The organism is Wolbachia endosymbiont of Kerria lacca (assembly GCF_051602725.1).
Taxonomy (GTDB): Bacteria; Pseudomonadota; Alphaproteobacteria; order Rickettsiales; family Anaplasmataceae; genus Wolbachia.
Map to the genome: position 1 here is coordinate 1182438 of NZ_CP192272.1, position 26157 is coordinate 1208594.

Here is a 26157-nt window from a genome sequence, read left to right on the forward strand (position 1 = left end):
TTAGCATAACTTTCGTGCTCAAAAAATTCCTGAATTCCAGCATCAAGTGCTATCTCTATAGGACTACTAACTAATCCAGAATATTAAAAAATTCACCAAGCGAAAAAAAGGCAAAAGAATCCCCCAGTAGTGAGTTTTGACCCTATAATAATGTAAATCGGCATTGTAATAATGTGCTAACGCTTATTTAAAGCGCGTTTTGGCTGAATGTAGAAAAAATAAAAAAGACATGCAGCCGCTATAATTTTATGTAATCTGCCAATATATACCTGAGTTTTTTACTGAATTTTGTTGTTAAATCTGCAGAGATTAAAAACAAGGATAAACACTCTTATTGTTATGATAAGAAGATTGATGAGATTTGTAAAGTAACTTTTTCTGCTCTTATTGAATCCAACACGCTACTATTATGTAAGAGTGCTATAATTATTAATTTATTGACTAATTATGTTTTTTATTTCACTCTACATTAAAAAATTTACTCATGCATAGTAGTAACATAGAAACTAAGAAAAAATACGAAATTGAGGGTTTACCTAAGTTTTTTAAGGATAGATCTAAAGAAATAAGTAAAGCATTTTCTAATGAAGTGCTGGAGATTAGCACCATTCGCTCAAAAAATATTACAAGTGATACGCAAGAGTTTTCATTTAAGCTCAAGCTACTGACAGAGGTAAACCCTAATACAATATTACCTCAAATAAAACATTTGATTGACTTTTTTGAAACCAGCCTTTCTCAGGAGAAAAACTTCACAGCCAATATAAAAGTAGCAAAAGAAAGTGAAGAATTATATAATAACTACCATAAAGCTAATAAAACTGTAGAAGAATTCATAAATAATGCTCCAATTCAAATCCTCATGCAGGGCATAACGATAACGCTACAAACAAACGTTAAAAACATCAACCTCAATAGCTTGCAACAAATCGAGATATTCTTGAATAAGCAGCTAAAACATGTAGAAAAAGCCAAAAGTGAGGAGCAAAGTCAAGATACATTACAAATAGAAGAAACTGAAAATAAAAACGAAAATGTGATTGAAAAAAGAAACACGCAAGATAAACAAATTGTGCAAGGTTCGTTTGGCTACAATATAGCAAGTAACAGAAAGCAAATTACACGTGCACCAGTAATTGTTGCTGCAATGCATGAAAATATTTCCTGGTTTAGGTCTCTTTTTCAGCCATTCAATTTTTTTAATACGGCACAATTCTTTTTCCCACAACTGCCCAAATTTTCTATACAGAGTAACAATATGCCACCTGGTGTTATTCCAGCACTTGACCAAGAAGAGAAAGAACCAGTGTCAGCCACTCGGATAACAGAGGGTAGTATAGGAAATTTAGTCCCTCAAGAAACAGAGCGGGATATAGGTCAAACCAGGTCGCACACAGATTATTTTAAAACTAACAGAAAAAAGAAGTCAAAAAAGCAAGCTCAAGAACTATCAGAAGAAGAAAAACAATCTATCGTAAAACAAGCTCAAAATGATGCTAGAGTAGCTATGATAGATAACCAGATTGAGCGTAGAGAAAAAAAACTCGATGAAATATTTATTGAAGTGATGAATGGATATAAAAATCAAGACCCAGAGACATTTCACAATATTTTCAACTTAATATTTAATATTGTTTACTTTCAAGATAAACAATTACATGAAGTATTAGAATCAGATGAGATATCAGAAGTGCTAGAGGTACTCAAAAGGCCACAACCTCCTAATAACTCACTTCTAGGTAAAGAATACTTACAAAAGCAAGTATATAGAAAAACAGTGCAATTGCTCAAATTAGTTTCGGGCATTCCTATACAATCTTCTCCACAGCCTCGAAATATTTCTCATGAAATTTTGCCAAGCAAAGCTGTAGAACATTTACCAAAAACAAATGAAGCTAAAACTCGATTGCCTACTAATATTGGGCTCAAATCACCATTAAAAACTGTATTTTCCTCGAAAGAGACTTATCTTTGTCTATTTTTAGTAGCAGCTTCTATATCAGCACTCTGGCTATGGCACTTGCCGCTGGGAAAAGTGTCAATTTTAAAGGAATTGGTGCCAACAGAAAAAAGGAAAAGTATCGGTCTAACATTAAACATAGGGTTACCGATATTAATTACACTGTGCGTTTTGAACCTGGCTTACTTTCTATATTCTGAATATTCTGTAGAATCTATTAAGCAGATAAGTGAAAAAGATCTTCCTTTGCACATCTAACAAATAAGATCTTTTGTGATATAATTATTTATTTTATTGCATGTTTAAAGGAATTATCCAAGATATTGGCACTATAACTGATATCACTATCCACCCTAACTCTGATCAAATCTTCCATATTGAGACACAAAATTTATCCTCTATAAACAAAGGAGATTCAATATCCTGCTCCGGAGTGTGTTTAACTGTTGTCGACATAATGAGCAATGTATTCACAGTTCAAGTATCTCAAGAAACTATGAAGGTTTCTAACTTAAATATGTGGAAAATAGGAAAAAAAATAAACCTAGAACAAGCAATGAAACTGAGTGACAGAATTGACGGCCACTTGGTTCAGGGTCATGTGGATGACACAACAGAAATTTTAACAATCAATCAAAATTTAGAATCTCATGAAATCAGACTATCATGCCCACAAGAATTAATTAAATTTATTACAAAAAAAGGCTCTGTAACGCTAGATGGAGTTTCCCTTACAGTAAATTCAGTTGTCGATCAAGAATTCACTGTGAATATAATTCCCTATACATGGAAAAACACAACTTTTCAGCATAATAAAACAGGTAATTACCTAAATTTAGAAGTTGATATGATTGCCCGGTACTTAGACCAGCTGATAAAATATCAATACAATTAATTTTACAACTTTGTTATTTACAACTATTATATCTTGAAAATCATATAGATACAAAATATGTTTTTCGATAGCCTAATTATCTTTATTATTGTCTTGTGTGTAATAATATCGATAACTAGAGGTTTTATAAAAGAGCTATGTGCATTAATGTTCTTGCTCTTATCAGTCTTTTTGACAGCTAGTTACTATGATTTTTTTATTATAAATTATAGTAAGTATTTTAACTCTAAAGTTACACAAAACATACTTTCTACAATCTCTGTATTTATTATACTTAATCTTACATTCATGACAATGAATAACTGGCTAATGTACATATTATCACCTATAAGGTTGGGATTAATGGATAGAGTTACTGGAATCTTTGTCGGAGCACTCAGAGGAATATTGCTTTCTTATGTACTATTTTTTGCTGTGCACTTATATTGCCACACAGTATATGATAAAAAAGAGGGAGAGTCTAAAATAGACGCAGAAGACATATTGCCCAATTGGATAATAAATTCACACTCTTATCAGGCTTTATTTGTGACAACAGAAGAAGTAATTAACATGTATGTACCAGAGTCATTGATACTAAAAATAAAAGAGATTGGTGAGGAAATGGTTGATCAAGAAAAACCTCAAAACAATAAAGAAAAGTGAGTGTTGATTTTCTATAGCTAAACTAGCCTAGACAGCTATTATCCACAGCAGTGCGCCATAGGTTACCAATTCCTATTACTAATCAAACAAAACTGCAAACATTGACGAAGAAGTAAATCATCAAAAAAATTTAAATGTATAATTTTAGTTCATCAATGTAATAAAACAAAACTTTTTTAGTGAGTTCAAAATCTTCTAAGGTATTTCCTTCACATCTTGCTGTTATGCAGTTTTGCGTATTTGATACTCTAAGAAGCCACCAACCTTTATCATCAGTTACCTTAATTCCATCAAGCTCTGAAAATACAATGTTTTGCTGCTTTAGTGTCTCCTTGATTGATTCAATTATTTGAAATTTTTTCTCATCCTTCACCACAATTTTCACTTCATGAGTGATATATAACTTTGGTAAATCTTCAATCGCCTCAGATAGGCTTTGGTTTTTCTTAAGTAAAATGTCAATGGCTTTAATAGCAGAATATAGTCCATCATCAAAACCCAGCTCAGAAAAGAAAAAATGCCCACTCAGTTCACCGGCAAACTTGGCCCCTTCTTCTACCATCTTTTTCTTAACTAGTGAGTGTCCAGTGGCACAGGTAATTATTTGTCCTCCTAATTTGCTAACGAAATCATGCACTTTCATACTCATTTTTACGTTGGCAATAACTTTGCTTTTTGGGTATTCCGCCAATACTTCACGTGAAAAAATCATAAACAAGTGATCATTGGAAACAACATTACCTTTATTATCAATCAAGCGTACCCTATCACCATCACCATCAAGTGCAATACCAAGATCACATTTATCTTTCTTGACAATACTGATTAACTGAGCAAGATTTTTTTCTTCTATGGGATCTGGGTCATGCAGTGGAAACGTCCCATCTATAGAGTTATTGGTTATGATGTGTATATGACTTGGTAAAACTTTTTCAATATACCTTACAATTGTTGGACTATTGCCAAAATCCCAAGCTATTTTTAGTTTTTGTGTAGCGTTATTCTTGAGCGCATTTTTTAATATGTTAACGTACTCACTATATATATTCGTGTTAATTAAGCTTCCAATTTTCGTGCTGTTTTTAATTGTATTGCCTATAATTTCCTTCATTTCTTGATCTGAGTAAACTTTTTTACTACTGAAAAATTTAAAGCCGTTATATTCTCTGGGGTTATGAGAAGCAGTGATCATAATCCCAAGATCTGCCTGCATTGTTGCAGCGTAGAGCATAGGTGAAGAACAGAGCCCAACGCGTATAACATTCGCACCGGATAAAATCAAGCCTCTGATTAATTCTTTTTCTATACTTGGTGAATCTATCCTGCTGTCATAGCCTACACAAACGTTAGCTGCAGTTTGACCGAATTTTCTACCTATTTCATACCCATCACTGATTTGCAGGTCTCTGCCTACCACACCTCTAATATCGTATTTTCTTATAATATTATTGTCCATACTGCACTTCTTGGAGTGGTTAATATATAACATTCCCGTCAAATACTCAAGTTTATTTAACTATAAAATTAGTTGATTTTTTAAAAAAATATGTTAATATTATAACATAGCTCTCTAAAAATAAAAATTATGCCAAAAGAAAATTTACTTGTAACTGAAAATCAAGGTTTAGATGTAGATGAGCAAAAGAAAAATGATATTTTAAGTTTCATTGAACTTTGCAACAATTTTCAGGATTTTATAAAAAAATTAGAGGAAGAAAACTTAATTTGGTATTTTATTGGCCCTTTACGCAAAGATAAGGACATTAAAGAACAGATAAATTTAAAGTGGGAAAATGAGTTTCAAAAGTTTGAGCAATCAATAAATGCAACACATAAAAAATTCGCAGAATCTCTACCAAGTGAAAATTTCTTAGTATATACAACACAAGATAATGAATTTAAAATTAGATTTGAAAATAAAGAAAAACCAATAGAGATTAGCACCCTTTTAAGAGCCAGTGACGAAGGCAAGGTTTATAACCTATCTTTAGGGAAAGATAGTCAAATAACTGCAACCAAAAAAGGCAGCGAAAGGCACTATGATTTTACTGGTTCAAGCTCATGTGAGATGACCATTAACTGGCAAGCTAAGGATTCTAAAGGCAATAGCGTAGATTGTAGCATGACTGTAGAAGTAAATTCTAAGGGCATAAAAAGAGTGATTGATAAATCAAAATTTGGAGAAATAACCGACCCAGAAGAGGTATTAAAATTAGTTGAGCAGAATAAAGAAGTTTTTATCAATGGCAAAACTCTATATCAAACTTTCACTGACATGGTCAAAAGTGTGAACAATCAGCAAACACCAGCAGAGGAAACATTTACAAAAAATTCACCACAGTCACCTATACCAAGTAGCAGTGGATATTCCTCTCCTGATTCGCGTAGAAGTTCTTTTTCCGCTGAGAGGGAATTTGGTGATGAAGAGTCTGAAATCACTGATGAATACATTGACGACGGTTACGATCAACAAAAAATGTACAAAGATTATTACAGAAAGTATGAGCCAGAGGGATTAAAAGGTGTAGATGAGACTATAAATGAAATTAACAAACTTGTAAAGCAGAATTATGATCTAATCTCGGAACGTGATTACCTGAGAAATGCAATTAACGAACAACAGCAAGCAATATTTGAAAGAGATCAAAAAATCAAGGAACAAGATGCTTATATTAAGTCACTTACAGAGAAACTCAAAAAATCAGAAGAACTTAATCAAAAGATACAAAAGGAAGGTAATACAGAAATAAGAACACTAAGTGAAGAAAAGCAAGATTTGGGAAAAGAAGTCACAAGACTTAAAGATGAATTGAAAAGAAAGGAAAAAGAGTTAGCTAAAAAAGATCAAGACATTAAGCAATTAGAACGAAAGGTAAGCACACTAGAACAAAGTCAAAAAGATAAAAATGCTAGAATAACAGATTTAATTAATCAATTGAAAGATAAAGAAAGCGAGATTCAGTCAACAAATAGAATAAATGAGGAACTACAGGAAAAATTTAAGCAAAGTGAAGCTAAGTTAAGTGCACTAGAAAAAAAGAATGCAAATTTGGAAAATAATCTAAAGAAAATATTGGTAGAAGGTTCACAAGATAATCATGAAAAGCAGTTGGTAGAACAATGGATGGAAGCAAAAAATGAAAACGAAGAATTGACTGATACAGTAAATCAATTAGCTAGAGAATTAAATCAACTGCAAAAAGAAAAGGGGAATTTAGAAAGGAAAATTTGGCAACTTGAATCTGGAAGATCACTTGCAGATGAGATGAGTGAGATAAATAGGAATGAAGAAATAGATAAGCTTAAACAACAGTTTAAGGCAAAGGAGGGTATGTTACAAGAAGAGCTAAAGTCTGTTAAAGAAGCTCTAGAGAAATTGCAGGACATATTACAGCAGGAAAAAGATCTGGCAGCTATCTCAACTCAAACTGAAGTTGAATATGAAAGTAGAGGAATCCAGGCAAGTAATCACGAAACTACAGTTCCTAAAACACAAGACCAAGGTACACAAGCTGCGGATAAATCTTCAAGCAAAAGAATTAGTAAATTAGAAAAGGAAAATAAAAATTTGGCTAGGGACAAACTAACTATATCTGAGCAACTAAAACAAAAAATAAAAGAGATTGGTGAGTTAAAGAAAAATTCAAAGCAATTACAAGAAGAAAATAAACAACTAAAACAAGAAGTTATACCGCAAAACATTATGGATTGGCCTGTTCCAATGCCATACGATGGACTGGGAAAAGATCCAATAAAGCCGACTAAGGTAAATACAGAATTATCAGATCCAAAATCCACCCCTGCTGAGATTCCTGAAAAATCCACCCCTTCAAAATGATAAGTTTTGCTTCAACTATAGCCAGTCCAAACGAGATATTATATTGCAACAATCACTAATTTTCTGTGCTTTCAAAAAAACACATCAAGCAAAATCATTTGAAAGCAAGTGGACATTGTTAGGTTAATTAACCCTAACTTAAGAATCATGTATATACAATATTAGTATGTTTAATTAATAGTGAGGTTAAAAATGTCACCTAGTGAAATAAAATCTAACTCACGTCCTGTTGAAGCTCAACAAGATAATTTTGGTGTTAGTACAATTATGCAAGATTCATTAAGTGCAGATATTGTTCATGATTCTAAAAAACTAAAGGAAAGAATTACTGACTTGTTAAAAGGAGATACAGAATTCTCCAAGATGAAAAAAGGAGATCAGGCTCTTGTAGTAGGTACAGCAAGTGGATTATTTGCAGCAGTGCTACCACTTTTGGCAGTTGGTGCAACGCTTGCTATACCAGGTGCTATAGTTGGTCTTACTTTATTTTTCGCTGCGAAAGTTGCTGTAAAAGCAGTTCTATCTGGATATAAAGGACTCAAATGGTCAGCAGAAAAAACAGTTGAAGGGGCGAAGCATATTGGCGGAAAAATTAAGGATGGCTATGAGTATTCAGCAGATTCGCTGAAGAGAGGTGCTAGTTTTGTAAGCGAGGGAGCAGCAAACAAATTATATAAGGCAGCTGGTAAGGAAGACTATTCAGATAAACTGAAAAGGTTTACTCCAAAACAGATTGGAAAATCTGACGAAATAAGAAAGGATTTGAAAGAAATTTTTGCTGATAAAGGGAATAATTCTGGGTTAATAAAAGATATACTTTCTGGAATATCATCAAGGATCGATTCAAAAATAAAAGAAAAAGCAGAATCAGGGCAGATTGATCAGACTTTTGAAAGGCTGCTAGAGCAAGAAAAATTCATTAGTGGTTTAAGTAAAGAAAGTTTGCATAACTTATTGACACAAAGGTCATTACCTAAAGATACTTATCTCATCGATAGTATTTTCTCTGAACATCATGATGAGATTAAGGAAGTTATTAAGGAATGCAAAGAAAATCATTTGTACTCAAGCGTAAGCAACATGTTTGATAAAGCCGAAAAAAAAGCTAACAAGCCCTCTGTCAAAGGTTTGATTAGGTCTACATCATCACCCTTACCTCTTTCACTAAGGAGAAGCAACTCTGAGCAATCTCACAACTTATCAGGAAGCAGTTCAATGAATTCTTTAAGCACTACTAGCAGCGAAGCGGAGTTGTTAAACCCTAGTGAGCACAAGGAAGTAAAAGCACCTACTTCATTCTTTGGTAGGATGTTCTCGTCAAAAGGTAGCAAAAAGCCAGAAGAAGTTACTTGCACAGGATATAAAAAGATTTCTGAGGATGAGGTGACATTCGCAGAGATAGGAAATAGCCGTTTTTATGTTGCTCCGGAGAAACCGCCAAGAAGCAATTCAATGGGTTCTTTAAGCACTGACAGTACTGCTACAACTTCTAGCTTTGCCAGTTACCGTCATAATTCTGATAGTGGGTTCAATTCACCAAGTTCTTCTACTCCACAAAGACAAAGTCCTTCTCAAGAAACAAGATTTGGTCTAGGAGTTACGGAAGAGCTCACTGAGAAGTTGGAAAAACGACGTGCGATTGTAGATCAACCAAACGTAGAATCTGTTCAACAAAAAGCTGAGCCTAGTAAAGGATAAACAAAACCGCTTATCATTCTAAAAGGATGTTACTCAATGAGTAACATCCTTTTTCCATTTGATCAAAATGTTCGCTTATTTAAGATCAGTTTTCTAGCACTGGGCCAATTGTTGAGTTTCTCTTGCCTTTTTCATAGGTTACGCAAGAAACTTAAAAAATAAAAGTTTTTATTCAATAATTTGTGTATAAGGGATATTATTTTACTGCTAGTGAAATAAACCAGAATGAAGTCTATTTTATTGACAAGGCCTTTATTAGATTCGTTGAGCACAAGAAGCACGCTAAAAAAATATGGATACAAAGTTTTTATAGAACCAGTATTCACAATAAAGTACTTAAATCCTGATATATCTACGTATGAATTTGACGTTGTGATATCTACAAGTAAAAACAGTGTGAAGGCTTTCAGTCAAATATGCAAAGAGGATGGCTTTCCAATTATTACGGTTGGTAATTCAACTATGCAGGCTGCAAAAAATTTGGGATTTTCCGATATAATCTCAGCAGACAGCAACGTTGATGGTCTGATATCATTCATAAAATCTCATTATTCAAATGCAATAAAGTTCTTATATATAAGGGGACAAGAAGTATCATGTGACCTAAAAAAGAGATTATCTGAAGAAGGTTTTAACGTAAGAGAAGTTGTACTCTATAAAACAATTACTAAAAGGAGTCTAACTAATAGGTGTAAAAATTTACTATTGGACGGTAAAATTGATAGCGTTGCTTTTTTTTCCTCACAAACTGCAAGGGTATTTTGTTCATTAGTTCTAAAAAGTGGGCTATCTCCTGTGATTAATAATACAGTTGCATATACCATGAGTAAAAACATTGCTGATAGTTTAAAGTTAATCAAGTGGAAAAAAATTATAACATCGAGGTTGCCCACAGGGGAGAGTTTAATTGATATAATTAATAAGGATTGTTGATGCTAAAGATTGCAACTTGGAATGTAAACTCCATACGTAAAAGAATTAACCAACTTTGTAGTTTTATAGTTGATAGTCAGATAGATATAGTTTTGCTGCAAGAGATAAAATGTACAGAAGAGCAATTTCCTTATGCAGAGATAGAAAAGTTAGGATATGAATATGCTGTCTATGGACAGGTTGCAAGAAATGGTGTTTGTGTTTTATCTAAATATCCAATACTGGAAAAATTAAAAATTGATATTGTGGAAAGTCATCAAGAAGCACGTTATATAGAGTGTGTGATAAAACACACCAATAATAAGGTAAGGGTAGGAAGTGTATACGTTCCAAACGGTCAAAGCCCAGACTCTCATACGTTTGAGTATAAACTCAAGTTTTTTGATAACCTATATGAAAGGATGGGCACTTTGTTGAAAAATGAAGAGTTAACTATTATAGCTGGCGATTATAATGTTGCACTGGATGAAATTGATGTTTTTGATTCAAATTTATTAAATGGCCAAGTGTGCTTTCATATAAAAGAGCGTGAGAAGTTAAGAGCAATCTTGAATCTTGGATTTAAAGAGGCGTTTAGAATATCTCACCCAAATTTGCAACAATTCACTTGGTGGAATTATCAAGGCAATTCACTCAGAAACAATCAAGGAATGCGAATAGATCATATGCTGCTATCGCCACAAGCTGCAGATAAATTGGAAATATGTTACATAGATGATAGGTTGCGTAAACTAGAAAACCCATCTGATCATACTCCCGTTGTATGTGTTATAAAACAATAAAAGACCTATTACACAATTCACCTTTGGCAAATAGGTCTTACTTGACTGCTGTCTTTTCTGTGCTTTTGGCTGGCTGATCTATAGTAATTTTTCCATCAAGCATAGTAAGCTGCTCACCCCCTTTATTTCCCACCTGAGGAGCTTGTTCCGGAGTAGGTTGTTTTTTACTCCCGTCAGCAATTGTTTCAAGAGAGCTTTCAATTGGGGTTTTTAAAATATCATCAATACCCTTGCGAATTTTTTCATTCAATTTTGCTCTCTTTTCTGTATCATCTTTATCTGGTGAGCTAGGGTCATATAAAGTACCTGGCCTATTATTTGAAAAAAGAACTTCAATTCCTCCCTTTACAGCAAATATTGTACCAATAACAGCAGCAACTATCGCAAGTGTAGTAGGACCAAAAATTAATATTGAAGCAATGGAAAAAAGAATAGGAAGAAAAACCTTACGTAAGCACTTTGTTACCATCTCTTGATCACTAAGTAGTGGTTCATCCTCTTCTTTTTTATCTCCACCTAAAAATGGTATTTTTTCTTTCACTCCATCCATAAAGGAGCCAGAAATATTTTTCGGGTCTATTTTTATTCCCAATGGGAACCCAACAAGTTTTATTAGTAAATCTTTAGCTTCTGTACCACGTACATCATCTAAGCATTCCTCTACTACTTGCTTTACTTTACTATCTTCCTCTCCAGCCAATTTTTTCTCTCTAACTTCTTTAAATATAGAAAGTAAAAACTGACAAAAATTCTCTTCACTGAGTGGTCTTATTTTTTCCGGATTGACATTAGTTAGTAGTATCTTCTTATAAGCTAATATAAAATAATCAGTTATTCCTTTGCTCTCCTTTAATTTGGCTTTAACTTCTAATACTTTTACAAAGTAATCGTAAATTTCCTTATGTTCCTTCTTGAAGAGCATCTCATTTTGCCCGGTCACCTGAGTAGATGACTCTAAAGGCTTATTTTTTGCTTTTGGAACTGTCATAACGATCTATTTGTACTAACCTATGCTATAATTATAGCATATTTTTCGCATTAATTCAAATTTCTTAGAACCTGTCTTGAAAGGGAAAAAAGAAAAGAATAAAGCAAGAAATAGAAAAGTAACAAATGATAAGGGAATGTAAAAAATTGCTTCCATATATTTTAAATCTGATTATAATTACAGTTAGAGATATTTTAAGAGCTCAAAATCTATCTTTGTCTGCAGACTTTTCAGTCAAATTTTTAATCAAAAAGCGTAGCGTATCTTCTTTAGTGCATGTAAATATGCTTAATCTCTGTTGTATGTGCGCTGCACTTTTTTCTAATCTTTTTTTTACACAGGGGGATTTTATGTCCAGAATTCCAGATATTTGACCCTTACTTTAGCTAAAAACCAATAGGCGCCTATTGTTTAACGCTAATTAAAATAAAAATTTTTCTAATATATAGAAAAATCACTGTTTACTGAAAACGGGGCAAGAAAGCTGCTAATGTCACAGAATTTTAGGTAAACGTTGTTTGCTTAACGTGCTCTCCTTACTTCAAGAACTCTTTAATATGACTACTATTATACTTGCGAAATTAACCACTCAAGGCATCCGTTCAGGGGTGTGGCAAAATAAGGTAAAAGTGAATTTACAACAATAAGGCAGTGCCCAGACACTGGAATCCAGCCTTTTGTAGTCTCATTGAAAGCGTTGCTTTTAATATCTATGATTAGGTTGCTTGTGAGCACCAGTGTCAAGCACTGGGATGACATTACTTTTGCTTCAATATTTACACATTAGCCATGCATCTGAACAGATACTACTTAAGTCCTTTCAAGACAGGTTCTTAGGGTCTACGGTATAATTAAGAAAAGCCCCAGTTGTCGCTAATTTTTATTTCTACTTCAAGTGGTATAGAAATTTCTACTGCATTTTCCATTATATCTTTCATAAGTTTTACTGTTTCTTGCACTCTGCTCTCTTCCACTTCTACAAGTAATTCATCATGAACCTGGAGGATTATTTTACCTGACTTTAACTGATCAAAAAGCCGAATCATCGCGCGTTTTATTATATCAGCGGCAGTTCCCTGCAGTGGTGCATTTATTGCTGCCCTTTCTGCAAATTGTCTTAGATAAGGAATTTTATTGTTGATGTCTCTTACAAAACATCTTCTACCAAACAAAGTCTCTACATAACCATGATTTCTCGCGATAGATACTGCTTTTTCCATATAGACCTTTATTTCTGGGTAACAAGAAAAATAGTAATTAATGTATTCAGCAGCCTCTTGAAAGGTAATGCCAAGTCGCTTTGCAAGGCCAAATGGACTAATGCCATATATAATGCCAAAATTAATGGTTTTTGCTTTGCGTCTTAATTGCTCATCTATTTCTTGCACTCCAAAAACTTGTCTTGCAGTGATATCATGAATATCTTGCCTGTTTGCAAAAGCTTCTTTAAATGCGGTAACATTTGCAACGTGTGCCAGGAGTTTTAATTCTATTTGTGAATAGTCGGCAGAAATTATCTTGCAACCTTTTGGTGCAATAAATGCTTGTCTGATGAAATTTCCTTCTTCGCTCCTGATAGGAATATTCTGCAAGTTAGGGTTGCTCGAGCTCAGCCTTCCAGTTGCAGTCACAGTTGTTGAGAAACTTGTGTGTATTCTACCATCAATAGGATCAACTTGCTTTATTAGCGCATCAGTGTAGGTACCCTTTAATTTACTTAAATGTCGCCAATTTAAAATTTTACTTGCAATTTCTACTCCTTCTTCTTCAAGAGCCTCTAGAACTTCATAATTAGTGCTATACGACCCAGATTTTGACTTTTTCTTTTTACTTAGCTCCATTTTATTAAACAAAACATCACTTAATTGTTTTGGCGATGCAATGTTGAATTTTTCTCCTGCTAAATTATGTATATCGTTTTCAAGTACAGCAATTAGCTGCTCAAACTTATCAGACAATTCCTGTAGTTTTTGAATATTGAGCAGTATTCCATTTTGCTCCATATCAAATATTACTTTCATGAGAGGTCTATCAAAGCGCTCGTAAATCGTAAAAAGTTTTTCCTGAAATAATCTTTGTGTCAGTTTCTCATGGATCGCTATTAAAATTTTTGCCGAGAAAGTTTCTACATTTTTACTTAAATTGTGTGCAATTATGTTTGGAATGCTGTGATCATGCTTACCTGTGTCAAGGTTGTATGACATGATCATCAGGTCATCAATTGAGTCTAGCACTCTCTCTATTGTAGGAAATATTTCTCTGATCTTTCTAATATCATGTACTATTTTAAGCACCCCATTTGAAAATAAAGTTGAATTTATTATAGTAAGTGCATCTTGTAGGCAGCTTTGATCTATGTAGAAAATATTATCCTCACTACAAGATAAGGAGATTTTGTTCAATCTATTGTTTTCAAAGTGGCAATGAATTGCAATTTTACCTTCATATCTGCAATGCTCCAAAAATTTTTCTAATTCTTCACTACTATATTCTGTTTTCTCTTTTGTGCTAGATCCACTATAAGAAAAGAGCTTTTCTACTTTTCCTATCAATGAATTAAATTCATATTTCTTCAAAAAGGATAACAATTTTTCCATATTTGGAGGATGAACTTCATATTTTACAATATCATGTTGAAGATCTACTTTTTTGCATAGTGACAAAAGTTCTCTTGAAATTAGTGCTTTTTCCTTATGCTCAGTAAGAATATTACGAACTCTTGTTTGCTCAATGTTATTGATGTTTTCTATAATGTTATCCAACGAATCAAATTTATCCAGCAATTTAGCTGCAGTTTTTGGGCCTATTCCTGGAACACCTGGAATGTTATCAGATGCATCTCCAGTTAGAGAAAATAAATCAAGAAGCTTATTTGAATTTACACCAAATTTTTCTATCACTTGTTTTTCATCTACGTATATATTTTTGATAGGATCAAATATTAGAATGTTGTAATTCAAAAGTTGAAATAAGTCTTTATCTGATGAGACTACTACTACTTTAAAGTCTTCGTGGTTGGCATATTTTGCAGCTAGTGTTGCAATTATGTCATCTGCTTCATAGCCTTCAATCTCTTCATAGCTGAAGTTAAAAGCTTCTACCGCTTCTCTCAGTATTGTAAATTGTGGAATTAGATCCTCAGGAGGTGTTACTCTGTTTGCTTTATACTCAGAATATAAACTGTGCCTGAAATTTTTTTTGCCAGAATCAAGTGCTATAGTTAAGTAGTCCGAATGGGAAATATACTTCAGAACCATATTAAGAAAACCGTACACAGCACCTACTGGAATACCAGCTGTGGTAGTCAAATGATGCAAAACGTAATAAGCTCTGAAAAGAAAACCATAACCATCAATGATTGTGAAAGTTTTTTCTTGCATTGTAGATATTTATGTGTGCTTTTGATGGTCTGTTATTTAGCTGTAAAAATCAAGCTCTTGTTTCCTATAGCCAAAATAATCATAATGCTATAGTTACTATAAGAAAACATATTACGTAAGGGAATTAACTATTCTGCCACAATTTTGCTCTATCACACTTGCCATATTTAATATTCCAGCTTCATCGTAATAATTTCCAATTACTTGTAAAGCAAGTGGTAAGCCTTCATTGGAAAGTCCAACAGGAACAGAAATAGCAGGTAACCCTGCTAAGCTTGCCGGCACGGTAAACACATCATTGATGCACATAATTAGCGGGTCTGGCTTTTCATTTAAGCCAAAAGCCTCTGTTGGAGCAGATGGCACAAGTATGTAATCTATTTTTTCAAACGCTTTTATAAAATCATTTCTGATTAATGCCCTAATGCACTGTGCTTTTTCATAATACTCATTGTAATGACCTGAAGAAAGAGCATAAGAACCAATTAAAATTCTCCTTTTCACTTCTTTACCAAAACCTTCTGCTCTTGTTAGCGAATACATTTCTTCAAGGGTATCAGCATCAACCCTGAATCCGTAACGTACACCATCATAGCGAGCAAGGTTAGATGAAGTTTCAGCAGAACAAATTAGATAGTAAACCGGTATCGCATATTTAGTATGAGGCAGAGTAATGTCAACAACTTCAGCACCATTTTCTTTTAAATTGGAAGAAACTTTTTCCCAATGATGAACGATTTCTTCTGAAATTCCATCCATCTTATACTCTTTTGGTATACCAATGCGCTTACCCTTAATATCACCATTTATAAAACTGGAAAATTTAGGCACTGTCCTTTTGCTCGATGTTGAATCTTTTTCATCATAGCCACAAATTATTTCAAGCATTAATGCTGAATCAGAAACGGAACGAGTAATTACTCCTGCTTGATCGAGAGAACTTGCAAACGCAATCATACCAAAACGCGAACACCTTCCATAAGTTGGCTTTATTCCAACAACTCCACAATAAGCTGCTGGTTGGCGTACAGAACCACCAGTATCACTTCCTAGTGCTCCAGCACATAAAAACCCAGCAACTGATGCTGCAGATCCACCAGATGATCCACCAGGAACAACTTTTTCTCCGTCACTTTTTCTAATCCATACATTTTTAACAGGACCAAAATAGCTGTTTGTGTTCGCAGAACCCATAGCAAACTCATCCATGTTAAGTTTACCAAGCATGGCTGCTCCATTTTTAAAAAGCAAGTTAGATACCGTAGATTCATAAGTAGGGATGAAATTTTCCAGCATTTTTGAGCATGCTGTTGTTTTTATTCCTTTTGTACAGAATAAATCTTTAACACCAACTGGTATGCCCATAAGTGGTGAAATATTATCTTTTTGTTTCAAGAAGTATTCATCTGCTATTTTAGCAGCTTTTATCGCGATTTCTGGGGTTTTTGTTACAAATGCATTTAGTTGCTCATTTTCAACTGCATTAACATGCGTCTCTACAAGCTCAACAGCAGAAAAATCCCCCCGCCTTAGTCCATCATGCATCTCTGTAATAGTGAGCCTTCTCAATTCATTCATTAATATTCAATTTAGCAAGGTGTTAATTATAACAACAATAGGGCAGAAAATCTATATATTTATGATCGAAAACGGAAATACAACCGAGATCAATTCAGATTTCTGAAATGGATTGGTTAGTAGTACGTTTTAAATAGCCGGTTTGGCACACAATGCTAAGCCATAAGGGTTTAGCGTTTCTAAAATCAAATATCAACATCATGCACGTTAAGTGCATTGTTATTTATAAAGTCACGACGTGGTTCAACTATATCACCCATTAACACCGAAAATATACTATCTGCTTCTTCACAATCTTTTATTTCAACTTTTAACAGAGTTCTAGTTTCTGGATTGAGTGTAGTTTCCCAAAGCTGATCAGCATTCATTTCACCAAGGCCTTTAAATCTCTGCAGAGTTAAACCTTTTTTACCATAATCCATCACTATTTTTGCGAGTGCACTTGGAGACTTTATTTTTATTTCAGTTTCTTGCGACTGTAAAAATGAATCACCATTAAATAAGTCAATTATGTTATCAAGAGAACTCAATATATTCCGTATTTCTTTACTTTCAAGCATACTAAGCGAGAATACATATTTGTCTGCTAACCCTTGAAACAATTTAGCAATGTGAATTTCCTCATCTTTTACTTCTACTTCCCAATTATATTCACTATACATCAATTTTAAATATTTTAATATCTCATCAGCAGACAATAGAGCATTCTTTTTGCTTAAAATTAGCAATGATTCTAAGAGATCTTTTGGTATTTCCCTATCATAATTTTTGCTAATGTTTGAAATAATGAGGCACTTATTCAAAACGAAACGCAAATCTTTGCCTACACCATTTAATGTTAATCTTTTAATCGCTGAATTTACTATATACTCTTCAAAAGTTTCATCATCTTTGATATAAGTATCTTTAGCATTTTTTGTAACTTTATAGAGCGGTGGCTGCGCTATGTATAAATACCCTTTCTCAATTACTTCACGCATATGTCTAAAAAAGAAAGTTAGAATCAAAGTTCTTATATGCGAGCCATCAACGTCTGCGTCTGTCATAATGATAATTTTATGATACCTAGTTTTTTCAATATCGAAGTGCTCACTCCCTATTCCAGCCCCAATTGCCGTGATCAGAGAGCCAATTTCTGCAGATGAAAAAATACGATCCAGCCCTGCACGTTCTACGTTTAGAATTTTCCCTCTTAAAGCAAGTACCGCCTGTGTTTTACGATTACGTCCCTGCTTTGCAGTACCACCTGCGGAATTACCCTCTACTATAAACAATTCCGATAACTCAGGAACTTTTTCCTGACAATCGGCAAGCTTTCCCGGTAGAGTTGCAATATTAATATTGTTTTTATTTTTAACTAACTCTCGTGCTTTTCTTGCGGCTTCTCTTCCTTTTGCTGACCTAATCGCTCTTTCTACTATACTTGCTGCTAACTTGGGGTCAGTTTCAAGTATTGTACTCAACTTGTCAAAAACTATGCTCTCTACAACTGCCCGCGCTTCAGAACTGACCAATTTATCTTTTGTCTGTGAAGAAAATTTAGGATCAGGCATCTTGAGAGATAAAACACAAGTTAAGCCTTCTCTAACATCTTCTCCAGTCAAATTCACTTTTGCCTTCTTCAAAAAACCTTCATTGTTTGCATAGTTATTGATACATCTGGTTAGTGCAGATCTAAACCCTGCCAAATGCGTACCACCATCCCGTTGTCTTATATTATTTGTGAAGCATAGCATATTCTCATAGTAGGAATCATTCCACTCCATTGATATTTCTACACTGGTACCTAGATCTTTTACATTATCTCTAATGCTGGCAATTTTAGTAACATGTGTCTTATTCTTGTCTAAGTACCGTACAAAATTAGCTGTACCAAAATTATCTTCAGACTCTTTACTATCGTTAAAATGAGACTCTACATGTGGTTTATTACGGAGATCACGCAAAATTATCTCAATATTTGAGTTTAAAAATGCCAATTCTCTGATGCGACTCTCAAGAGTGGAGTAACTAAAATCAATACTACTAAAAGTCCCCGTTGATGGCATAAACGTTACTCTAGTTCCTCTTTTATTTGTGTTTTCATTAATTATCTTTAAAGATTCAATAGACTCACCATCTTCAAAGCGCATAAAATGTTCTTTTTTATTGCGCCAGATGGTTAATTCCAGCCAACTTGATAATGCATTCACAACTGAAATTCCAACACCATGTAATCCTCCGGAAACCTTATAGGTATTGCTGTCAAATTTACCTCCTGCATGCAATTGGGTCATTATTACTTCTGCTGCCGATATTCCTTCCTCTGGATGAATGTCTGTTGGAATGCCACGACCGTTGTCGGTTACAGAAACTGAACCATCTTCATTTATGCTAACTTCAATCTTACTACAATAACCAGCTAAAGACTCATCTATCGCATTATCAACAACCTCATACACCATATGGTGCAAGCCTGATCCATCATCAGTGTCACCAATATACATACCTGGACGCTTTCTTACAGCATCAAGACCTCTTAGGATTTTTATTGCGTCGGCGTTGTAGTTACTTTCCATGGAATTGCTTTATTTATAAATATTAATTAATATTACATTTGTATGTGCTGATTAGCAACATCTTTAAGTTGAGAGAAGGATCCTTGACATGTAGATAAAACATAACATATCACCTACACGAAGTGGTTTTACATGTTATTTCAATACATAAACTTAAGTTCAAATAATCATACAAAACTCTGCTTCATATTTTAAAATAAATGGCGACAATCAAATACAATTTACCTTCTCCTTTCAATTGGACTTTCTAGCTCAACACAGGATAAGTTGCTCATACACTCTTCTAATATTTCATTCTTTTTATCATTGTTTAATCTATTGCTGAACTCTTGACACCTTCTCTCAAGAGCTGAATGCGTAGTCATAATATACCTTACTGTTTCAGATGATAACTCTGGTAACTCGCTACGGATCCTTTCTTGTTCTGTTCCAGAGAAATTGGTGAAATTGGCTCTGGCCATTTCAGGGAATTTTTGTGTGATCGTTTCTTTTATCATTTCTCTAGCCTCTTCTCCATCGAGTGTAATAACCACTGATGGATGTAAGCCAGATAAAGACTCAAATAATTTATTGTATGTTCCACCTGCACAACTTTGACCTTGATTACCATAAGTTGTTGCAGCGTCTACAAGACCTTTTACAAACATATCCTTTCTATTTTTTATGCCTGCATCACTCAAAGGAATTCTTTGATTCTCTGTTCCTGTATTTCTATCATTGCAGGCTTTCCAACATAAAATAGCTGCTTGCTTTAATGTTAACTTACTATGATTGTCTTTAAAATTATCTCCTGTTCTATTGATAAATCTTAAGCATTCAAGTGCATGAGATTTATCGCCTTCTGTAAATTCATTTGATTGTTTGATGTACTCTTCAATGTCGGTTGTGTTGCCTCTATTTAGCTGTACATAGAATTCATCTTTGCTTAAATTCTCTTTATACTTTTCTATGAGTCTATCAACACTCAAGTTTATACTAGCAACTGCACTTGGGTCATGAGTAGTTTGTGCCATAAAAGGAATGGCTGCTAAATCTTGAAAGAAAATAGGCCTTTCTTCCTCTGAATTTGTTGTATTAAATCGTTAAACTGCTGTATTTCTTCAATGAGTGATTTGTTTAGCAAACATAAGCACAATATAGGCAGTACCAAAAGCACACAGGAATTAATAATGTGTATAATTAAAAAAATGCTTAATGTTATTCTAATAACATTTTTTGGCCACGCTGATAATCTTTTTTCATTTTCCCTTGGTTTGAAAAAATAATTTACTAATGATAAATACAAAGAGAGCTGTACAAGAAGAAAAAATGAAGGAATCATACTTACTAATAAAACTATATTAATGAATCTTTTAATTTTATTAGTGTTGTTGTAAGCATTTTGCACTCTTTCTATTAAAGCCTGTGCTCTATTTCTATTTTGCTGTTGATTATTATTTTGACCTGCAAACATACCCTATTCTAACATTAACATATCATACTATAGAAAGAATGTAAATAAAGCAAGGAATTTAGAGCTGCTTTTATTTTTGTTTGATTGGGGATACCACTTCTATACTTTCCGCTCCATCTAAGGTACTATTTGGTTTTTCTACAGTAATCTTGGGAGTTACTTTATTCTCGATATCTGCTCCATATGAGCTAAGTACTTCAATGGCCTTTTCATTCCCACTATTGAGTGCAATATCCAAGGCATCCATTCCAGCTTTATTTTTGTGATTGATAAAATTCTTCAACCGATCTCTACCAAAGCTTTCTATATATTGTTTAATGATGAGTTCCACTACTTTTCCAGGACAATTATTAGCAGCAGGAAAAAGTATTGTGTTGTTATTATTATCTTTTTTCGTTATGTCTGCTTTGAGTTTATTTATCAAATACTCGATAACTTCTACTCTGCTATCATCCTTTGCTTCAGTGCATTGCCTAATAGCTAAAAATAAAGCTGTACGCCCATTATTATCAATATCTTCAATATTCTGTCCCTTGTCAACTAAGGCTTGTATTACACTTTTATTTCCATATAAAGTAGCAAGGTGAAAAGGTGTATGTCCTTCAGTGCTTTCTCTTTCATCAATTGACGCACCATTGCTAGCTAGCAATTCTATAAACTCTGGCGTGTTTGCAAAAATTGCAAGGTGCATTGGTGTTAAGTCATCTTTGCCATGATTTCCAGTTTTTGCGTTAACGTTTGCTCCGTTATTTATCAGCAATTTCGCTATTTCAAACTGCTTATACCCGATAGCAATATGTAGTGGTGTACGATTACGTTCATAATTATCATTGACATTTGCACCAAACTTTATTAGCAGCTCTGTAGTTTCAATATCACCCATCCGAATTGCAGAGTATAAGGAAGGAGATTCATCTTTTTCTATTTCCCCTGTCATACGAAATTAAGAACACAACAATTCATATATTATTAAGAATTATTATTAAGTTTTTATTAAAATAATATTAACAATAGCTAAGAAATTAAATTTTCATTAAAAATTAATCTCTATCAATGGTTATATAAGCAAATGTTTATATAACCATTCCAAAAGTGAAGAAGTGAAAAAAAGCTTTTCATGAGAAATTATAAATGATAAATTGTTAATAATGAATTATCGAGAATAAATTATGTGCTTTGGTTTACCTAACATAAACAGAGAAGGTTATTTATTTATAGTTGTTTCCTTTATCGTAACATGTATAGCATTCTCTATATCTTGGGGAGCTGGAATTACTTGCTTATTTCCAACGTTATTATGTACCTATTTTTTTCGTGATCCAGCAAGAGCTGTACCAAACAATAAGGACTTTATATTAAGTCCTGCTGATGGTGTAATTTCAAAGATAGAAGAAGTTAGTTACTCTTTATCAGAAGAGAATGAAGAAGAAAAGAAGTTTACGCTTGTTAGCATATTTCTAAGTGTTTTGAATGTCCACGTTAATCGTATACCAATATCTGGTACAATAAAGGAAATGAGTTATAAAAAAGGCAAGTTTGTTTCCGCAATAAGCAATAGGTCTAGTAATGAGAATGAAAAGCAGGTTATTGCGATTGAATATGAGAAGGGAAAAGAAATCATTGTAGAGCAAATAGCTGGATTTATTGCACGCCGTATTGTTTGTAATTTGAGGACATCTCAGAGTGTAAAAGCAGGTGAACGATTTGGAATTATAAGATTTGGTAGCAGAGTAAATATTTATATTCCCATTGGCATAGGAGTAAGAGTTTCAGAAGGGCAAACTGTTATTGGCGGTGAAACAATTATAGCAGATTTTAATAAACAAGAAAAGCTTACTTTTGATGTTATATGAATAACGATGAAAGTAACAGTAAATTTTTACCTATTACCAAGTTATTCCCAAACTTTATAACTTTATTAGGTTTATGTGCTGGCCTTACTTCACTTAAATTCACATTTAATGAACAATGGGAATTTTCAGCAATTTTTATTATCATTGCAGCAATAATAGATGGAATGGATGGCAGAATAGCCAGAATTTTAAAATCAACCAGCGATTTTGGAGCACAACTCGATTCTTTTGCAGATTTTCTAAATTTTGGTTCAGCACCTGCTTTTCTTTTATATTTTTGGAAGTTAAATGAAATTAAAGTTGTAGGATGGATTTTAGTAATGATATATGTAATCTGCATATCAATAAGACTTGCAAGATTCAATGTTTCGCTACATTTAGAGCAATTATACTGGAAAAAATTTTTCTTTTCTGGTGTTCCAGCCCCTGTATGCGCTTTACTTGTTCTGTTTCCAATAATTATTACCTTTCAATCTCATGAAAGTGAATATCTACTTCTTATAGAGCAATTTTTTAACGTAAAGAATACAGCTTGTTACTTTTTGACCATCTCATTTTTTTCGATAAGTCATATTCCAACTTTCTCTGCAAAATACATTTATGTCCCTAAAAGTTTATCCTATATATTTGTGTCATTTTTTGGAATATTGATCATACTGTTTATAAGCAAGCCCTGGATAACACTACCAATTTTAGGTGTAGTTTATATCTTGACTATTCCAATAAGTATCGGACTTTATATACATTACGCATATAAAACTAGTCAGCTACATAAAAAATAGTGAGCAGCATGATTATAAAAGTAACTGATCTATTAAACTCTTTTTTATATATAAAGATATTCAACATACCATTTATAATTATTTGGGTAATTGCAACTGGGGTTTTTTGTACGATTCGATTCAAATTCATTAACTTTAGGTTGTTCAAATATGGAATACAAACACTATTCAACCTAGAGAGCCATAATAATAACGGCATAATCACCCACATTCAGGCATTTGCAACGGTAATTTCAGGAACAGTTGGTCTTGGAACAATATCAGGAGTTGCAATAGCTATTACAATAGGGGGGCCAAGTGCAGTTTTTTGGATGATAATTACCGGAGTACTTGGCATGTCAATAAAATTTGCTGAAGTAGTGCTTGCATTTACTCATCGCTCTGAAAACACAACTGGTGGGGCTTTTTATTATATGGAACATGGACTTGCAAAGATTGGATTTATGAAGACTGGCAAATTCCTTGCATTTATCTACGCAGTTATGCTGCTTGTTGCAATGATTCTAGGCGGCATACCATTTCAGGCAAATCAAATTGCAGCGTTGTCAAGTAACTTATTTGAATACAACACATCTGTTATTATCTCGCTATTTGTATTAATTGTAATACTGGGAGGAATAAAGCGAATTGCTTTAGTTGCAACAGGTTTAGGGCCGATCATGATAATGTTATATATAGGCATGTGTATATATTTAATCTGTGTAAACGGAAATAATCTACTGAATGCTCTATCTATAATATTTCAAGATATCTTTAACAAATCAGCTATAGGAGGTGGAGTATTGAGTGGATTAATAGCAGGGGTAAGAAGGTCAGTGTTTGCTAATGAAGCAGGTACTGGAACAGCAGCTATAGCACATTCGATTGTAAAAGAGAAAGACCCAGTTAAAGTTGGAAGTGTTGCAATGATTGCACCATTTGTAGACACAATATTAGTCTCATTTTTGACTGGTATTGTGATAATTATCACCGATATGCATATCACTAATACCGTAGGTGATATTACGTTAGTTAGCTCAGCATTTTCAACAGCCTTGCCTTTATTGAGCAAGCTAGCTCTTCCGCTGATAATGTTTTCCTTTGCATTTTCCACAATAATAGCTTACTATTACTACTGTGAAGTTGCCCTGTTGTACTTATTTGGTAACAAAAAAGTACTGATATTGTTCCAAATTCTTATAGTGGGTTCAGTGTATATCAGTTGTATGTCAAAAAATATAGAATTTATATCTTATTTAGGCGATAGCCTGTTTATGTGCCTTATGATTCCAAATGCTGTTGCAATATATCTACTGAGAAGGGAAGTCTTAAATACAATAGATTCTTATTACAAAAGGTATTAAACATGATTTATAGATTGCTTTGCATGATGTTATTTTGCCTATCGTTTAACGATGTATACGCTGCTTCAGTTTTTCATAAAAGTTATGACACTGCATTAAATGGAGTAAGCAACTTCATGAATGAAGTGTTGTTTTTCAAGATCTTTCACGTACCATTTATAATTCTTTTATTGGCCTTTGGTTATATATTTCTAACACTACGTTTTAGATTTCTCAACATAAGGATGTTTAAGCATGCGTTCGCTATTTTATGTGGAAAATATGACACAGATCATCATGATGGTCACATTACGCATTTTCAGGCATTTGTAACCGCGCTATCAAGCACAGTAGGTCTTGGAACTGTTGCTGGTGTTGCAATTGCAATTTCAATGGGAGGGCCAGGAGCGGTACCTTGGATGATGATCACAGGCTTTTTTGGTATGTCTGCAAAATTCGCTGAAGTGACTTTAGCATTCAGGCACAGAACAGAAGGTCAAGAGCAGTTATTCAGTGGTCCCTTTCAATATATAAGAAATGGACTAGAGGAATTTGGATTTAAGAAGCTTGGTATTGTGATAGCTGCAATATATGCAGTGTTTTTTGTATTGTCAGGTCTTGGTGGAAGTGTAGCATTTCAGACTAATCAAATGGTTTCAATATTATCTGGCTATTCAAGCTGGATAGATAGTCATCCTTGGGTTCTTTCCTTCATAATTTCTACATTACTTGCTCTAGTGATTATCGGTGGAATCAGGAGAATAGCTAGAGTATCTTCTGCACTAGTGCCTATTATGTCACTCATATATATTTTGAGTTGTTTCACGATTATTGCATTCAATATTCACAATTTTAGCAATACATTAAAAATATTGTTTTCCAGTATGATAGACTTCAATGCTGTTGGTGGTGGAGTAGTAGGAGCATTTGTCGCTGGGATTCAAAGGGCAATTTTTGCCAGTGAAGCAGGTGTTGGTTCTGCTGCAATTACTCACGCTGTAGCTAAAGATGAGGAGCCGGTTAGGACTGGTCTAGTTGCTATGATAGAACCATGCTTCGATACAATGTTAATTTGTTGTTTGACAGGAATAACAATAGTAATAACAGGCGCATACCAGACTGGCATTGGCGAGGGAATATTGATCACCCAAAAAGCATTTGAAACAGTTTCTTCTTGGTTTCCTATACTTTTAACCATCGCTGCGCCTTTGTTTGCGTTTTCCTCAGTAATTTCATTTGTATATTGTTGTGAAATGGGATGGCTGTATTTGTTTGGTGTAAAAAGTGTAGTAATATATCGTATAGCGGTGGTGGTAGTTGCATTTTTGTCAGGTTTGTCTAAAGATATAATGGCTATTGCTAATATTGGTGGTGCTTTATTCTCTTGTTTAGCACTCATCAATATGACAGCACTTATACTGTTTAGCAATCAGATTAATGATGAAGTTCAATGCTATCTAAAAAGACTGAGGAATAACAAGATCAACTAGAT

Annotated in this window: 19 protein-coding genes; 11 read left to right on the forward strand and 8 right to left on the reverse strand. The window is 33.7% G+C overall.

What is annotated here, in order from left to right; all coding sequences use genetic code 11:
* The first annotated feature begins 484 nt into the window (after positions 1-484).
* The 3 genes from ACQ4M0_RS05535 to ACQ4M0_RS05545 are packed head-to-tail and all read left to right on the forward strand — an operon-like array spanning position 485 to position 3500.
* On the forward strand, positions 485-2218 hold the full coding sequence (locus ACQ4M0_RS05535; RefSeq protein WP_438456356.1) for a hypothetical protein: 1734 nt from the start codon (positions 485-487) through the stop codon (positions 2216-2218).
* Positions 2219-2258: 40 nt separating this feature from the next.
* Complete coding sequence (locus ACQ4M0_RS05540; RefSeq protein ID WP_007302503.1) at positions 2259-2855, forward strand: riboflavin synthase; 597 nt, start codon at positions 2259-2261, stop codon at positions 2853-2855.
* A 57-nt stretch (positions 2856-2912) separates the two neighbouring features.
* Positions 2913-3500 (forward strand): CvpA family protein, encoded by a 588-nt coding sequence (locus ACQ4M0_RS05545; RefSeq protein ID WP_007302502.1) that lies wholly within the window; start codon positions 2913-2915, stop codon positions 3498-3500.
* Between the two features lie 130 nt (positions 3501-3630).
* On the opposite strand, the gene ACQ4M0_RS05550 is transcribed toward ACQ4M0_RS05545, so the two are convergent.
* Positions 3631-4956: a phosphomannomutase/phosphoglucomutase gene (locus ACQ4M0_RS05550; protein ID WP_213863916.1), complete on the reverse strand. Its 1326-nt coding sequence runs from the start codon at positions 4954-4956 to the stop codon at positions 3631-3633.
* A gap of 129 nt (positions 4957-5085) precedes the next feature.
* On the opposite strand from ACQ4M0_RS05550, the gene ACQ4M0_RS05555 reads away from it, so the two are divergent.
* From ACQ4M0_RS05555 to ACQ4M0_RS05570, 4 genes are all read left to right on the forward strand, one after another.
* Positions 5086-7338 carry a hypothetical protein gene (locus ACQ4M0_RS05555; protein ID WP_438456357.1) on the forward strand — a complete coding sequence of 751 codons (2253 nt, stop codon included), beginning with the start codon at positions 5086-5088 and terminating at the stop codon, positions 7336-7338.
* Between the two features lie 192 nt (positions 7339-7530).
* Positions 7531-9036 (forward strand): actin-bundling T4SS effector WalE1 family protein, encoded by a 1506-nt coding sequence (locus tag ACQ4M0_RS05560; protein WP_438456358.1) that lies wholly within the window; start codon positions 7531-7533, stop codon positions 9034-9036.
* A gap of 225 nt (positions 9037-9261) precedes the next feature.
* A complete protein-coding gene (locus ACQ4M0_RS05565; RefSeq protein ID WP_438456359.1) occupies positions 9262-9969 on the forward strand; it encodes a uroporphyrinogen-III synthase in 708 nt (235 codons plus the stop codon).
* Entirely contained in the window at positions 9969-10751 is a 783-nt protein-coding gene (locus ACQ4M0_RS05570; RefSeq protein WP_438456360.1) for an exodeoxyribonuclease III, read from the forward strand. The genes ACQ4M0_RS05565 and ACQ4M0_RS05570 overlap by 1 nt, the downstream gene beginning before the upstream one ends.
* A 37-nt stretch (positions 10752-10788) precedes the next feature.
* Here ACQ4M0_RS05570 and ACQ4M0_RS05575 read toward each other — a convergent pair whose 3' ends face one another.
* From ACQ4M0_RS05575 to ACQ4M0_RS05605, 7 genes are all read right to left on the reverse strand, one after another.
* Positions 10789-11739, reverse strand: coding sequence for a hypothetical protein (locus tag ACQ4M0_RS05575; protein WP_007302496.1), 951 nt, complete (start codon positions 11737-11739; stop codon positions 10789-10791).
* Between the two features lie 851 nt (positions 11740-12590).
* Entirely contained in the window at positions 12591-15119 is a 2529-nt protein-coding gene (gene polA / locus ACQ4M0_RS05580; RefSeq protein WP_438456361.1) for a DNA polymerase I, read from the reverse strand.
* Positions 15120-15230: 111 nt separating this feature from the next.
* Positions 15231-16697 (reverse strand): Asp-tRNA(Asn)/Glu-tRNA(Gln) amidotransferase subunit GatA, encoded by a 1467-nt coding sequence (gene gatA / locus ACQ4M0_RS05585; protein ID WP_438456362.1) that lies wholly within the window; start codon positions 16695-16697, stop codon positions 15231-15233.
* Positions 16698-16882: 185 nt separating this feature from the next.
* Positions 16883-19255, reverse strand: a complete 2373-nt coding sequence (gene gyrB / locus ACQ4M0_RS05590; protein ID WP_438456363.1) for a DNA topoisomerase (ATP-hydrolyzing) subunit B — start codon at positions 19253-19255, stop codon at positions 16883-16885.
* Positions 19256-19476: 221 nt separating this feature from the next.
* Positions 19477-20268, reverse strand: a complete 792-nt coding sequence (locus ACQ4M0_RS05595) for a hypothetical protein (RefSeq protein ID WP_438456364.1) — start codon at positions 20266-20268, stop codon at positions 19477-19479.
* Positions 20269-20282: 14 nt separating this feature from the next.
* Entirely contained in the window at positions 20283-20708 is a 426-nt protein-coding gene (locus tag ACQ4M0_RS05600) for a hypothetical protein (protein ID WP_438456365.1), read from the reverse strand.
* Between the two features lie 70 nt (positions 20709-20778).
* Positions 20779-21645, reverse strand: coding sequence for an ankyrin repeat domain-containing protein (locus ACQ4M0_RS05605; protein WP_438456366.1), 867 nt, complete (start codon positions 21643-21645; stop codon positions 20779-20781).
* Positions 21646-21877: 232 nt separating this feature from the next.
* Between ACQ4M0_RS05605 and ACQ4M0_RS05610 the strand changes: the two genes are divergently transcribed.
* From ACQ4M0_RS05610 to ACQ4M0_RS05625, 4 genes are read left to right on the forward strand one after another with little or no spacing between them, the layout of a single operon-like run.
* Entirely contained in the window at positions 21878-22561 is a 684-nt protein-coding gene (locus tag ACQ4M0_RS05610) for a phosphatidylserine decarboxylase (protein WP_438456368.1), read from the forward strand.
* On the forward strand, positions 22558-23343 hold the full coding sequence (locus ACQ4M0_RS05615) for a CDP-alcohol phosphatidyltransferase family protein (RefSeq protein WP_254229922.1): 786 nt from the start codon (positions 22558-22560) through the stop codon (positions 23341-23343). The genes ACQ4M0_RS05610 and ACQ4M0_RS05615 overlap by 4 nt, the downstream gene beginning before the upstream one ends.
* A gap of 8 nt (positions 23344-23351) precedes the next feature.
* On the forward strand, positions 23352-24686 hold the full coding sequence (locus tag ACQ4M0_RS05620) for an alanine/glycine:cation symporter family protein (protein WP_438456369.1): 1335 nt from the start codon (positions 23352-23354) through the stop codon (positions 24684-24686).
* A gap of 2 nt (positions 24687-24688) precedes the next feature.
* The gene (locus ACQ4M0_RS05625) at positions 24689-26155 is read left to right on the forward strand and encodes an alanine/glycine:cation symporter family protein (RefSeq protein WP_052264702.1); all 1467 of its coding nucleotides are present in this window, start codon (positions 24689-24691) and stop codon (positions 26153-26155) included.
* Positions 26156-26157: the final 2 nt, after the last annotated feature.

What these genes read in the sequence shown, in the direction of transcription:
- ACQ4M0_RS05535 (WP_438456356.1), top strand. Translation starts at nt 485, where the DNA reads ATGCATAGTAGTAACATAGAAACTAAGAAAAAATACGAAATTGAGGGT.
- ACQ4M0_RS05540 (WP_007302503.1), top strand. Translation starts at nt 2,259, where the DNA reads ATGTTTAAAGGAATTATCCAAGATATTGGCACTATAACTGATATCACT.
- ACQ4M0_RS05545 (WP_007302502.1), top strand. Translation starts at nt 2,913, where the DNA reads ATGTTTTTCGATAGCCTAATTATCTTTATTATTGTCTTGTGTGTAATA.
- ACQ4M0_RS05550 (WP_213863916.1), bottom strand. Translation starts at nt 4,956, where the DNA reads ATGGACAATAATATTATAAGAAAATACGATATTAGAGGTGTGGTAGGC.
- ACQ4M0_RS05555 (WP_438456357.1), top strand. Translation starts at nt 5,086, where the DNA reads ATGCCAAAAGAAAATTTACTTGTAACTGAAAATCAAGGTTTAGATGTA.
- ACQ4M0_RS05560 (WP_438456358.1), top strand. Translation starts at nt 7,531, where the DNA reads ATGTCACCTAGTGAAATAAAATCTAACTCACGTCCTGTTGAAGCTCAA.
- ACQ4M0_RS05565 (WP_438456359.1), top strand. Translation starts at nt 9,262, where the DNA reads ATGAAGTCTATTTTATTGACAAGGCCTTTATTAGATTCGTTGAGCACA.
- ACQ4M0_RS05570 (WP_438456360.1), top strand. Translation starts at nt 9,969, where the DNA reads ATGCTAAAGATTGCAACTTGGAATGTAAACTCCATACGTAAAAGAATT.
- ACQ4M0_RS05575 (WP_007302496.1), bottom strand. Translation starts at nt 11,739, where the DNA reads ATGACAGTTCCAAAAGCAAAAAATAAGCCTTTAGAGTCATCTACTCAG.
- polA (WP_438456361.1), bottom strand. Translation starts at nt 15,119, where the DNA reads ATGCAAGAAAAAACTTTCACAATCATTGATGGTTATGGTTTTCTTTTC.
- gatA (WP_438456362.1), bottom strand. Translation starts at nt 16,697, where the DNA reads ATGAATGAATTGAGAAGGCTCACTATTACAGAGATGCATGATGGACTA.
- gyrB (WP_438456363.1), bottom strand. Translation starts at nt 19,255, where the DNA reads ATGGAAAGTAACTACAACGCCGACGCAATAAAAATCCTAAGAGGTCTT.
- ACQ4M0_RS05595 (WP_438456364.1), bottom strand. Translation starts at nt 20,268, where the DNA reads ATGGCACAAACTACTCATGACCCAAGTGCAGTTGCTAGTATAAACTTG.
- ACQ4M0_RS05600 (WP_438456365.1), bottom strand. Translation starts at nt 20,708, where the DNA reads ATGTTTGCAGGTCAAAATAATAATCAACAGCAAAATAGAAATAGAGCA.
- ACQ4M0_RS05605 (WP_438456366.1), bottom strand. Translation starts at nt 21,645, where the DNA reads ATGACAGGGGAAATAGAAAAAGATGAATCTCCTTCCTTATACTCTGCA.
- ACQ4M0_RS05610 (WP_438456368.1), top strand. Translation starts at nt 21,878, where the DNA reads ATGTGCTTTGGTTTACCTAACATAAACAGAGAAGGTTATTTATTTATA.
- ACQ4M0_RS05615 (WP_254229922.1), top strand. Translation starts at nt 22,558, where the DNA reads ATGAATAACGATGAAAGTAACAGTAAATTTTTACCTATTACCAAGTTA.
- ACQ4M0_RS05620 (WP_438456369.1), top strand. Translation starts at nt 23,352, where the DNA reads ATGATTATAAAAGTAACTGATCTATTAAACTCTTTTTTATATATAAAG.
- ACQ4M0_RS05625 (WP_052264702.1), top strand. Translation starts at nt 24,689, where the DNA reads ATGATTTATAGATTGCTTTGCATGATGTTATTTTGCCTATCGTTTAAC.